This window comes from Planococcus chinensis, assembly GCF_020071995.1.
Taxonomy (GTDB): Bacteria; Bacillota; Bacilli; order Bacillales_A; family Planococcaceae; genus Planococcus; species Planococcus chinensis_A.
Genome location: NZ_JABWTK010000001.1, coordinates 427,598 through 439,711, shown reverse-complemented (window position 1 = coordinate 439,711; position 12,114 = coordinate 427,598). Strand labels below are relative to the sequence as shown.

Below are 12,114 nucleotides of genomic sequence, written 5' to 3'. Positions count from 1 at the left end.
CAGCCAAATTTTCTCTTTCCGAATTCGCTGACACCGGCAAAACAAAAAAACTGTTCTAAAAGCCTAAGCTTCCGGAACAGTTTCCGCTTTTTCCAGTATGAAAAAATAAGGTTCTTTATCGCCTTTATGATCCATCATGCCCAACAGCACCCCTTGCTCCACTTTCCGGAAATGGTCGATGATCGGCAAATGGTCATAAACCATAGCGGCGCTGGATTTTCCGCGATGCTCTACCCGGCGCATCCTCGCTTTTCCACCTTTCGCTTTCACCAGTTTCCGCATATCCATAATGGGGACCGGGTCAACGGCAAACACTTCACCGTTGAGTCCTGTAAATAATAACGGATCAACGTTTTCCGCATCGTGAAAAGCTTTGCCGTACCAGTTCAGTTTCTTCAAGACGCCGTCAAGCGAGTGGCCGGTCCGGAATTCATGCCCTTCCCAAGTGCCAAGCAATTCTTCCAAACTCACCGGTTCCAATTCATCAAAAATCCGGCAGGCTGTATGGGCATCTGTTTCTCCTTGATTTCTGATAGCCCAGAATTCCGCTGCAGCATCCATCTCGGTCACTCCTTTAAATTTCCATATCCCAGAGTTTCGCCTCTTCTTCTTTCATCTGCTTTTCCGTTTCCGGCGGATAAACCGTCCGGTACTTATGAGAATCAAGCGGAATGATTTCAATCATTTTTTCAATCATATCTGCCGGGTCGAATTGATTCTCAAGCGCCTGGTCCGCTTCCTCCATATCTTCTTTTTTGGTGAAATGGATCCCTTCGTCGTACCATTTCCATTTCGCTTCTGCACTCCTGTCGTTAAAGCCTGTTTCGAAAGCACCCGGATTAATGGTCGCCACCTGGACGCCAAACCCTTCCAGTTCTTTTTGCATGGTAGCTGCAATTCCTTCGATCGCATGCTTTGTAGCTGTATAAGGCCCGACGTAAGGAGTTGTGGTGATCCCTGCCATCGACGATATGAAAATGATTTTCCCTTTCCCTTTTTCGACAAATTTGCGCGCCGCAATCTGCGCCGTTTCAAGTGTGCTGAAAACGTTCACTTCAAACAACTCACGGAAATTCATCATCGGCACTTCCGCAAGCGGACCACCTTCGTTGATGGCCGCGTTAGCGACAAAGATATCAAAGTCATACTCCAGCATCTGAGCAAGATCCTGCGGATTCTTGATGTCCATTTTAAAAACTTCCAAGTCCACGCCCTTTGCTTTTGCTTCTTCTCTTAAAGAAGTCACTTGCGGTGCAGTCTCTACAGGCGCAATCACCCGGTGCCCTTTTTCAGCGAGTCCCAGCGCAGCGCCTTTCCCCAGCCCACTGCCAGCTCCTGTGATAAGTATTGTCTTCTCCATTCATTTAGCCTCCTAATTCTTGTGCGTTTATTTTCTATCTTCCCGGACATTGCAGAGATAAACAATTTCACGAAAAAGGGCCTCGCACTTCTGCTTGGCGGGGCAATTCCGCTCCCGATACGGGCAGTGATTTTAAGTTTCTACTATTAAAATAGCTTTAAGATGCAGAATGAAATAGCAGGCAGGAAGTGCTTTACTCCTGCTTCCGTTATTTAAAAATCCGAAGGGACCTAGAATTGTTCTCATTTCTTATAGAACGTCGCCTGACCCTTGCCTGATTACCCAAAAATCCTGCTGCCTTTTTTAGTTGTCGTTCCTTATACCTTTTTTCATCCAACTGGATTTTAAAGAAACGATTTCACATAAACAATAAGACCTCTGAAATTTATAAAAGCAATAGAAAAAAGCCCATTCGTAATAAAAATGGGCTTTTTTCTAAAGTTTTTTCAAAATAACAATTAAGAATTAACGGCACCGTAACTTCCCATACGGCGTTTCACTTGAATATATGACGCTGCTTCAGCTATCTCATTTTTATTTAACGGCTTATTATCAAGCACTAAATTGTAATCACTTATAGTCGAGTCGTCTTGCAGATCCAGGTCAATGACTTTCTCAGTCCGATCCAATAGACGATCAACTGAAACATCGAAAAAATCAGCAAGCATGGAAAGATGGCTGACAGAAATCTGTTTTTTCCCACTTTCATAAGCCCAAACTGTACTTTTCGCAAACCCGACCTCTTCAGCTAATTGTTCTGGGGACAATGATCTTTCTTCTCGCAAGTCTTTAATTTTTTTCCCTAGATCTTTCATATATGTTCCTGCTCCTTCTATGAGTTAATTTCTAACTATTTCAAATATACTGTATGTTGAAACATACTTCAATATATTTCTATAACATTTAGAAAGATTTTTGAAAATTTCAGTAACATTTTCGACATAATTCGATTCTCTCTCTTAATAAAACCGGTTTATTTCTAATTTCCCTTTTCTTTTGCGGTGTACACCCCTATTAAATCGCCATTTCTTTAAAAATACCAAATTATTTCAACTATTCAATCTAAAGAGTTATTCTAATAAAACTTTAACCTGGAATTCGTTTAAGAACTAAATTAATTTTTCTACTTTTAGAGCCTATTTTACTAATTCTCAAATTTATTTTGATTTTTAATAATAAAAAAAGTATTATAGTAACATACATTAAAAGGAGGTTGTAAGATGTCTGACAAATTCAGTCGACAAGACATCGTAAACAGTGTTCCGCAAAAAGGTTTTTTCGGACATCCTAAAGGGCTGTTTACATTATTCTTTACAGAGTTTTGGGAGCGTTTCTCGTATTATGGTATGAGAGCCATCCTTGTTTACTATATGTACTATGAACTGTCCCAAGGCGGACTCGGGCTTGATCAAACTATCGCCCTTTCCATCATGTCCATTTACGGTTCACTCGTATACATGTCAGGTATTATTGGCGGATGGTTAGCCGATAGAGTCTTCGGTACTTCAAAAGCCGTATTCTACGGTGGTATTTTGATTATGGCTGGTCACATAGCTCTTGCTATTCCAGGAAGCCTGCCATTATTCTTCGTTTCCATGGTATTAATCGTTTTGGGTACCGGATTATTAAAACCGAACGTTTCTAGTGTAGTCGGTGAAATTTACGCAGAAAACGACAACCGCCGCGATGCCGGTTTCAGTATTTTCTACATGGGCATCAACTTGGGTGCATTTATTGCTCCTTTAATCGTCGGTACTGTCGGCATGGACATCAACTTCCACCTTGGCTTCAGTATTGCCGCCGTTGGGATGTTCTTAGGGCTAGTACTGTTTGTCGCAACGAAAAAGAAAAATCTTGGACTTGCGGGAACAATTGTACACAACCCGTTATCTCCAGCTGAAAAATCACGCACCATCAAAATCTTTTCAATCAGTGCGATTGTTATCGCTGCAGCCGTTTACTTCGGACTCCAATATGGTTTCCTGACGTTCGATAGTTTCATTGCAATTGTCGGAATCTTCGGCTTGGTTATTCCAACAGCTTACTTTATTGTGATGTACCGCAGCAAGAAAACAACCGAAGTGGAACGTTCACGCATCTTGGCTTACATTCCATTGTTTATCGCTTCGGTCATGTTCTGGGCAATCCAGGAGCAAGGTTCGACCATTCTTGCAGCTTATGCGGATACACGGACCGATTTGGAATTTGCAGGGATCACCATCTCTCCTGCCTGGTTCCAGTCGCTTAATCCTTTGTTCATCATCACATTAGCACCAGTATTTGCTTGGCTTTGGGTACGCTTAGGCAGCCGCCAGCCATCAATTCCGCAAAAGTTCTCATTGGGCCTATTGTTTGCCGGGATTTCCTTCCTGGTCATTCTTTTGCCAGCTTACTTCGGCGGAACAGATACATTAGTAAATCCTTTATGGTTAGTCCTAAGTTACTTGATCGTTGTATTGGGTGAACTTTGTTTATCTCCTGTCGGTTTATCCGCAACAACAAAACTGGCGCCTGCTGCTTTCTCTGCACAAACAATGAGCCTTTGGTTCTTGTCAAACGCAGCAGCACAGGCAATCAATGCTCAGCTCGTTAAATTCTATACAGTCGAAAACGAAATGATGTACTTCGGAATCATCGGTGGAGCTTCCATCGTCTTAAGTATTATCCTGTTCCTTTTCGCACCAACCATCCAGCGCTTTATGAAAGGCGTAAGATAATAGATAAAAGGACTGCCGAAAACTATCGGCAGTCCTTTTATTTTCGCTTCACACGGCTGCTCAAAATTAACCGCTGGACAATATTGTGAAATTAAAAAGGCCCGGAAGCAACATGCTTCCGGGCCTTTTCCATCTATATTCTTAACTTTCCTTAATAACTAATCCCATCTGCCGCGCAAATGCCAGGGCCTGCTCAGTGGAGACTTCACATCCTGCAAGTTTTTCTGTTGTCACTTGAATGTTCTCAAACGAATTGCTGCTCAAGTCGATGCCATTCAAGCTGGTCTCCACAAAGTTTACATCATTCATGTCGCATTTGTGGAATTCCGTCCCTTTCAGCTCAGCTTCGTAAAAGTCTGCGTATCGCAGCGAGGAAGTTTCAAAACGGGCTGTGTTGCACAAAGAAAAGCCGAAGGTTGCATAATTCAATATACAGTCCTTGAACAAGGTATGACGGATACCCGCTTCGGCAAAATTGGTGCCAACCAGTTTCGAATTATGGAACTCCGTCCGGTGAAACACTGCGCGGCTAAAATCGGCATTCGATAAATCACAATTTAAAAACAGTACATCCATAAATTCGCTCCGCGGCCAGACGACTTCTAAAAAATTCACATTCTCAAAAATCACCCGATCGACATGCAGCGCTTCTTCCCTGCCGTAGTCGATGGTTTCTTGTGTGATTTTGCAGTTGCTTATGTATTGGTCATCAAGAGACTCGAGGAATGATGCCGTTTCGAGATTATCCGGAATGACAGGTACTGAACGCTTCGTTTTTTTCATTTTTTTATTTCTCCTTCTATATATAGGTAACGGCTGCTTCATAGTAAGAAGCAGCCGCCAGTGGAGCATCCATTTTATTTACTTACTAACTCTTTGTTCAAACAAGATTCGATGACGCGCGGTTCTGTAAGCCGGTCATCTGTCACTTCTGCCTGATATAGTTTGTTGTTATGCATGAATTTGAAAATCCCGTTATTGAAATCGGTTCCGATGTCTTTAAAGAAAATGCCTTCGTACTGGCATTCTTTTGTCTGGGAAAAACTGATTTTGTAAGTTTCTCCGTCCCGGACCAGATAACAGCGGACGCCTTTTTCAAATTCTTCGTGGTCATCGCCCTTGATGCTCCGTTCAACTGAAACCACATGGAAATCGACAAAAGGAATTTCCCGCAGCAGCGTGTTCATGAATGAACCTTTGGTAATCTCTTCCCAGCGGCTTCTTGCCGTTTGGCCAACAATAATTTGGGTGATATTTAAATTATGGGCCACTTCCGCAATAACTTTTGCAGAGGGGCGTTTCTCATTATCGCGAATAATGAATTCTTCTGCTCCATATTCTTCAGCCAGCTCTTTCCAGCGCTCGACATAAGCAGATTTTTCCGCATCAAATTCATCGAACGGAAGAGCATCCACCGTTAAGATATATAAGGGGCAATCCAGCATGTTTGCGAGTTTGTTGCCCCGGTTGATCAGGCGCTCACCGTTCGGTCCGTAAAATACACAAACCAATATGCTTTCATCCATCCGTCCTCTAATTTTTTTCATTGTGTTTACCCCTCCAGGGATTGTTATTCATAAGCCGTCATTTCAAAACTATGAAATTATACTGCGAATCCATCTAAAAATCAAGAGATGATGGTTTTTCATTTCGCCAGGCCTTCCGTTTGATTGCTTAGTTTAGACCATAGCGGACTTCACAAATGAAAGCAAGCCCTTTTTCCTGTATAATTTAATACGTATGCTTATACTTGGACAATAACCGGACAAGGGGTTTTAAAAATTCTTTTCTTTCTTATTTCTATTCCCGTTTTTCTTTTTTCTATTCTGATTCAGGAGGTTTTGCTATGCACTTATTGATTTTAGCCATTTTGTTCCCTTTTCTTGCTGCAGCTCTCATCCCTATCATACATAGGCGTCTCGGCCCCTTGAATATTGGCTGGCTTGTATTAGCTGTCCCGTTTATCTTGTTTGGAATTTTCGCCTGGCAGATTCCCGGGATCTCCTCAGGGGATACAATTGCTGCAACGCTAAATTGGATTCCTTCCCTCGGCATTAATTTTTCGATTTACCTGGATGGGCTCAGCCTGATACTTGCTTTATTAATTACAGGCATGGGAACCCTTGTCATTCTCTATTCCATCTATTATTTATCCCCAACTGATTCACTGCCGCATTTCTATGTTTATTTGCTCCTGTTTATGGGGGCGATGCTTGGAGTCGTACTGTCGGACAATTTGCTTGTCCTATACGTCTTCTGGGAATTAACAAGCATTTCCTCATTCCTATTGATCGCTTTCTGGTTCCACCGGAAAAACTCGCGCTACGGAGCACAAAAATCCTTATTGATCACTGTATTTGGCGGATTCGGGATGCTTGCTGGATTTATCATGCTGCATACGATGACCGGTACGTTCAGTGTCCGCGAAATTGTGTCAACCATTGGACAATATGCGGACCATGGACTTTTTTATCCGGCGATGTTCCTGGTACTCCTCGGAGCATTCACGAAATCCGCCCAATTCCCATTTCATATCTGGCTGCCTGACGCGATGGAAGCCCCTACGCCAGTCAGTGCGTATTTGCACTCCGCCACTATGGTTAAAGCCGGAATTTATCTGGTTGCCCGCTTCACTCCGGTTTTCGGCGGCACGTCTGCCTGGTTCTGGACAGTGACACTTGTCGGCCTCGTAACCTTGTTCTGGGGTTCGTTCTGTGCAGTCCGGCAAACCGACCTGAAAGCGCTGCTCGCTTATTCAACGGTCAGCCAGCTCGGTTTGATCATGAGCCTATTCGGAATGGGGTCTGCCGCCCTTCATTTTGGAGACGGTGAAGCCGGTGCTGTTTATGGCCTGGCAACATTTGCTGCCTTGTTCCATTTAGTGAACCATTCCACGTTCAAAGGCGCATTGTTCATGGTTGTCGGCATCGTCGACCACCAAGTCGGAACACGGGACATCAGGCGCCTCGGCGGACTGATGGCATTTTTGCCAATTACATTCACGTTTGCTCTCATCGGCAGTTTTTCGATGGCCGGGCTTCCCTTGTTCAACGGATTTTTGAGCAAGGAAATGTTTTTCACTGCTTCCATCAATGCCGCGAGCCTTCCCGCTTTTTCTGCAGAAACCTGGGGTTGGCTGATTCCGGTCATCGCTTGGACGGCAAGCGTCCTGACTTTCGTCTACTCCATGATCATCGTTTTCAGAACGTTCTTCGGCAAGCACCAGCCGAAGAAATTGGATAAGAAACCGGTGGAGCCGCCGTTTGGCATGCTCGTCTCACCTGCCATCTTGTCCATCCTGATCATTGGTATATTCTTTGTGCCAAACCTGCTTGGCGACCATTTGCTGCGGCCTGCATTAAACGGCATTCTGCCAGGTATTACAGGTGCAGCCCCCCATATCTCGGCTTGGCACGGCTTCAATACAGAGTTATGGATGACCATCGGCATCATTGTCATCGGCTTTCTTCTATATAAATACTTGCGCATCTGGAAAAAAGTTTACGCAATCATTCCGGATGGCTGGACTTTTAACGCCCTGTACAATAAATTCCTGGAGTCGCTAGAAGAAAATTCAAAGTGGGTGACATCCAAGTACATGACAGGTTATTTGCCTCATTACTTCGCTTATATTTTCGGCTTTTTCATCTTAGCAGCCGGCGGAACGCTCCTATTGACCGGTGCGCTCTCCATCGACTTTTCGTCAGACACACCGATTCCAAGCTACGAAGTGATCCTGGCAATTGTAATGGCAATCGCCGCAGTGGCGATATTGTTTGTCAAATCGCGCCTGACTTCGGTTTTGCTGAACGGAGTTCTTGGTTATTCCATCGCCATTTTCTTTGTCCTGTTCCGGGCACCGGACTTGGCGTTGACCCAGCTTGTTATCGAGACGGTGACGACAGCGCTATTCCTTTTATGCTTCTATTTCCTTCCTGAATGGAAACCGGAAGCATCTTCTAAGAACCTTAAAATCCGGAATGCCGTTATCGCGGTTGCGGGAGGGCTGACCGTCACTTTAATTGCTTTGTCGGTCCGCGCGGACAATTTGTTTGAGTCGATTTCAAGTTATTACGAAAATGCCTACGAACTGGCTGGCGGAAAAAATATCGTCAATGCCATTTTAGGGGATTTCCGCGGCTTTGATACAATGCTTGAAACGCTTGTTCTTTTCATTGCCGGCATCGGAGTCTATACACTCATCCGGATTAAAGGCGGAAAGGAGACACGAAAAAATGAAGATTAACGACGTAATATTAAAAACGGTATCCCAAGCAGGCGTGCTGATCATTTTAACTTTCGGCGTCTACCTTTTCCTCTCCGGCCATAATCAGCCGGGCGGTGGATTTATCGGCGGCCTGGTTCTGGCTACGGCTTTCGTGCTGATGTTTTTGACTTTCGACTCGGAGACCGTCAATAAAGCCATTCCGTTTGATTTCAAGAAAATATCGGCTCTTGGCGTGCTGCTCGCCTTTTCAAGCAGTGCGCTGCCCATGTTTTTCGGCCAGCCTTTTATGAGCCAGACGTTCGGCTATTTCGATCTGCCGATTTTCGGAAAGACTGAACTGGCTACCGTAACCCTTTTTGAATCCGGAGTGGCTCTGACGGTAATCGGAGTAGTCGTAAATATTATTACTAGTATAAGTGAGGATGAATAGCGGATGGAAACGATAATCATATTGTTGGTCGGCATACTTACTGCCGTTGCCATCTACCTACTCTTATCCAAAAGTTTGGTTCGCGTCATCCTCGGAACCGCCATCCTGTCGCATGCAGTGCACTTGCTGATTCTTGCGATGGGCGGCTTAAAAGAAGGCACTGTCCCGTTGCTCGGCGAAGAAGCAGAAAGTTATGTTGATGCGTTGCCGCAGGCATTGATTTTGACGGCCATCGTCATCAGTTTCGCTGTTACAGCTTTCATTCTTGTTTTGGCCTACCGTGCTTATCAAGAACTCGGCACAGATGACCTAGATGAAATGAGAGGTGTGAACGATGAATAACATCATATTGCTTCCTGTTTTAATTCCCGTTATGGTCGGGATACTGCTGATTTTCTTGCGTTCCTACGGCCGAACACAGGCATGGTTCAGCATCGGAACGATGGCCGCAGTGGCCGGCATTTCTTATTATCTATTGGAAAAAGTGCAAAGCGACGGCATCCAGCGACTCGATTTCGGTGGATGGGCACCGCCTTTCGGCATCTCGTTTGTTGCCGATTCGTTTTCGCTTTTGCTGGTGCTGACGGCTAGCATCGTTACGTTTGTCTGTCTGATGTATGCCCTGTTTTCCACGAACAGATTGCTGCAGACAATGTATTACTATCCTTCTGTACTGTTTTTGATTGCCGGTGTAAACGGATCTTTCTTGACCGGCGACTTGTTCAACTTATTTGTTTGCTTCGAAGTCATGCTCTTGGCGTCTTATGTTCTTCTGACACTTGGAGGCGCAAAAAGGCAGCTTCGCGAAGCCATCAAATACGTGGTTATCAACATTGTTTCTTCCTGGTTCTTTTTGGTCGCATTGGCGTATCTTTACGGAGCCGTCGGAACATTGAATATGGCCCACTTGTCGGTTCGCGTAGCTGAAGCCGGACAAGGGCCGCTCCTTACGACGATTAGTATTGTATTCATGATTGTCTTCAGCCTCAAAGCCGGGCTTCTTCTTTATTTCTGGCTGCCGGGTTCTTATAGTACACCTCCTGCCGTGACTTCCGCCCTTTTCGGCGCTTTGCTGACCAAAGTCGGCATTTACGCATTGTTCCGGGTATTTTCACTGATTTTCAATCACCAGCCGGAAATTACCCATGCCATCATCGGAATCATGGCCGGCTTAACGCTGATCGGCGGGAGCATCGGGGCTATCGCTTATAACGACATCCGAAAAATCGCCGCTTACAATGTCGTTATTGCGGTCGGGTTTATCCTGGTCGGCCTTGCCATTTCCACACCGAATGCAATAGAAGGCGCAATCTATTATCTGATCCATGACATGGTTGTAAAAGCGCTGCTCTTCTTGCTGGTCGGCACTGTCATTGCACTTACCGGAACTGCCCAGCTTCATCAGATGAGCGGTTTGATGAAAAACTACCCGCTGCTCGGCTGGTCTTTCTTTATCACGATGCTGTCGCTTGCCGGCGTTCCGCCGCTCAGCGGTTTTATTGGGAAAGTCCTGGTTTCGGAAGGAGCGATTGAAAGCGGCGCCTATATCTTATTGGCATTGTCGCTCCTGTCCAGCTTGTTTGTGCTGTATTCACTGCTCCGCATTTTCAAAAACAGTTTTTGGGGAGAAACCATCGTTGGTAAAGAAGATCAGGTGCCTTTAAACAGCCGCTTCTTAGTTCCATGTTTGGTGCTTGTTCTTCTGACGTTTGGAATCGGACTCGGAACAGAAGGTTTGTCTGCCTACGTTACAAACGCTGCAGAAACTTTGCTGAATCCCGACATTTATGTGGATGCGGTACTGGAAGGTGACCGTCCATGACGCTTGATATTCTGCTACTAATCCGCAGTGGAGAAAGGACTGTTTGCTGATGCCCGCTCAATTTCTGATCAATATTATGATTGCCATCCTCTGGACTCTGCTGATGGATGAAGATGCCTTTTACTTGTCCACCTTTATTGGCGGATATTTGATCGGCATCGGCATCCTGTTCATGATGCACCGTTTTTTCGGCGCCAAGTTTTATTTGCTTAGAATTTACTCCACCATTCGATTATTGTTTATATTCATTTCAGAGCTGGCCCAATCCAGCTTGCTGATCATAAAACAGATCCTGAGCCCCAAACTCAATATTAAACCGGGGATTTTCACTTACGAACACAGCATGGAAGGCGCTTACGAATTAACGACGCTTGCGCTTTTATTGACCTTGACTCCAGGTTCGGTCGTCATGGAAGTTTCCCCGGACGGAAAAGTCTTTTACATCCATGCCATGGATGTCGAAGAATCGAGAGACACGGTACTGCGTTCCATCAAGACATTCGAAAAAGCCATCATGGAGGTGACCAGAGGATGATTGAAACGATTTTAACGATTTCCCTGTCCCTATTCTGCCTGGCCATTTTGCTGGCCCTTTACCGCATTATCTGGGGCCCGTCGATGCCGGACCGTGTTGTCGCACTGGATATGATCGGTGTAAACCTCATTTCAGGAGTGGCAGTATTTTCAGTGGCACTGAACACGCATGCTTTTTTGGAAGTAATCCTGATTGTCGGCATTCTTGCTTTTATCAGCACCATTGCGTTTGCCCGCTTCGTGGAGAGGGGGGATATCGTTGAGCATAAGAGAAATTATTGAATGGGTGGGGGTTATCCTGATCCTCCTCGGCTCTATTATGGCCGTGATCAGCGCCTTCGGCATTCTCCGCCTGCCCGATGTCTATACACGCTCCCACGCAGCAACGAAAAGTTCGACGCTCGCGGTTCTATTGTCCCTCAGCGGCACGTTCATCTATTTTTGGGCTACCGAGGACTTCATCAGCGTCCGCTTATTCCTCGGAATCACTTTCGTGTTCCTGACAGCCCCGGTTTCAGGGCATTTGATCACGCGGGCTGCTTACCGGTCAAACGTTAAGCTTGCTGATATTTCCACTGAAGATGCCTTAAAAGAAGTCATCCATAAAAAAGATACAGAACAATAAAAACAGGCTGTCGAGAAACCCTGACAGTCTAGAACCATTCCGCTTCAGGCGGACGCTTTTCGCGGGCTCGCGCCGAGCCGCTTCGTCGCTTTGCGACTCCAGGGTCTCGACGGCTTCGCTGTCCCGCAGAAGTCGCCGCCTTCCGCTTCATTCTATTTTCCCGCTTCTTTACAAGATGTCACGTGTAAAGAAGCGGGAAAATCAAGCAATCCGTAGTTTCATGCCCTTTCTTGATATGGAGCAAAACAGCGGAGACTCCCGCGGGACAGCGCAGTGCCGAAATCCACTCGGCTCTCTGGCCGAGTTAGTTCGGCGCAAGCCCGCAGGAAAGACATTGGGCGAAGCCTGCGAGCCCAAGTCTTTGCGACGAAGCTAGCACAGCGATGCAGGAGCATATG

13 protein-coding genes are annotated in these 12,114 nt (G+C 45.5%); 8 read left to right on the top strand and 5 right to left on the bottom strand.

Features of this window, described 5'->3' with window-relative positions:
* Positions 1 to 63 precede the first annotated feature (63 nt).
* The 3 genes from HU147_RS02175 to HU147_RS02165 all read right to left on the bottom strand — a co-directional run bounded on the left by HU147_RS02175 (position 64) and on the right by HU147_RS02165 (position 2,175).
* On the bottom strand, positions 64 to 561 hold the full coding sequence (locus HU147_RS02175; protein ID WP_224074675.1) for a DUF4334 domain-containing protein: 498 nt from the start codon (positions 559 to 561) through the stop codon (positions 64 to 66).
* Positions 562 to 574: 13 nt separating this feature from the next.
* Positions 575 to 1,360 (bottom strand): SDR family oxidoreductase, encoded by a 786-nt coding sequence (locus tag HU147_RS02170; protein WP_224074674.1) that lies wholly within the window; start codon positions 1,358 to 1,360, stop codon positions 575 to 577.
* 458 nt (positions 1,361 to 1,818) lie between these two features.
* Positions 1,819 to 2,175: a helix-turn-helix domain-containing protein gene (locus tag HU147_RS02165; RefSeq protein WP_036805279.1), complete on the bottom strand. Its 357-nt coding sequence runs from the start codon at positions 2,173 to 2,175 to the stop codon at positions 1,819 to 1,821.
* A 405-nt stretch (positions 2,176 to 2,580) separates the two neighbouring features.
* On the opposite strand from HU147_RS02165, the gene HU147_RS02160 reads away from it, so the two are divergent.
* On the top strand, positions 2,581 to 4,077 hold the full coding sequence (locus HU147_RS02160) for a peptide MFS transporter (protein WP_224074673.1): 1,497 nt from the start codon (positions 2,581 to 2,583) through the stop codon (positions 4,075 to 4,077).
* A 141-nt stretch (positions 4,078 to 4,218) separates the two neighbouring features.
* On the opposite strand, the gene HU147_RS02155 is transcribed toward HU147_RS02160, so the two are convergent.
* A complete protein-coding gene (locus tag HU147_RS02155; RefSeq protein WP_224074672.1) occupies positions 4,219 to 4,860 on the bottom strand; it encodes a pentapeptide repeat-containing protein in 642 nt (213 codons plus the stop codon).
* Positions 4,861 to 4,934: 74 nt separating this feature from the next.
* Positions 4,935 to 5,624, bottom strand: a complete 690-nt coding sequence (locus HU147_RS02150) for a universal stress protein (RefSeq protein WP_224074671.1) — start codon at positions 5,622 to 5,624, stop codon at positions 4,935 to 4,937.
* A 299-nt stretch (positions 5,625 to 5,923) separates the two neighbouring features.
* On the opposite strand from HU147_RS02150, the gene HU147_RS02145 reads away from it, so the two are divergent.
* The 7 genes from HU147_RS02145 to HU147_RS02115 are packed head-to-tail and all read left to right on the top strand — an operon-like array spanning position 5,924 to position 11,716.
* Entirely contained in the window at positions 5,924 to 8,323 is a 2,400-nt protein-coding gene (locus HU147_RS02145; protein WP_224074670.1) for a Na+/H+ antiporter subunit A, read from the top strand.
* Positions 8,313 to 8,735 (top strand): Na(+)/H(+) antiporter subunit B, encoded by a 423-nt coding sequence (locus tag HU147_RS02140; RefSeq protein WP_053165023.1) that lies wholly within the window; start codon positions 8,313 to 8,315, stop codon positions 8,733 to 8,735. Before HU147_RS02145 ends, HU147_RS02140 begins: the two co-directional genes overlap by 11 nt.
* Before the next feature lie 3 nt (positions 8,736 to 8,738).
* Positions 8,739 to 9,077, top strand: a complete 339-nt coding sequence (locus HU147_RS02135; RefSeq protein WP_224074669.1) for a Na(+)/H(+) antiporter subunit C — start codon at positions 8,739 to 8,741, stop codon at positions 9,075 to 9,077.
* Positions 9,070 to 10,557, top strand: a complete 1,488-nt coding sequence (locus HU147_RS02130) for a Na+/H+ antiporter subunit D (protein WP_224074668.1) — start codon at positions 9,070 to 9,072, stop codon at positions 10,555 to 10,557. Before HU147_RS02135 ends, HU147_RS02130 begins: the two co-directional genes overlap by 8 nt.
* A gap of 49 nt (positions 10,558 to 10,606) precedes the next feature.
* Complete coding sequence (locus HU147_RS02125; protein WP_224074667.1) at positions 10,607 to 11,092, top strand: Na+/H+ antiporter subunit E; 486 nt, start codon at positions 10,607 to 10,609, stop codon at positions 11,090 to 11,092.
* Positions 11,089 to 11,373, top strand: coding sequence for a Na(+)/H(+) antiporter subunit F1 (locus HU147_RS02120; RefSeq protein ID WP_224074666.1), 285 nt, complete (start codon positions 11,089 to 11,091; stop codon positions 11,371 to 11,373). Before HU147_RS02125 ends, HU147_RS02120 begins: the two co-directional genes overlap by 4 nt.
* Positions 11,351 to 11,716, top strand: a complete 366-nt coding sequence (locus tag HU147_RS02115; RefSeq protein ID WP_224074665.1) for a Na+/H+ antiporter subunit G — start codon at positions 11,351 to 11,353, stop codon at positions 11,714 to 11,716. The genes HU147_RS02120 and HU147_RS02115 overlap by 23 nt, the downstream gene beginning before the upstream one ends.
* Positions 11,717 to 12,114 lie beyond the last annotated feature (398 nt).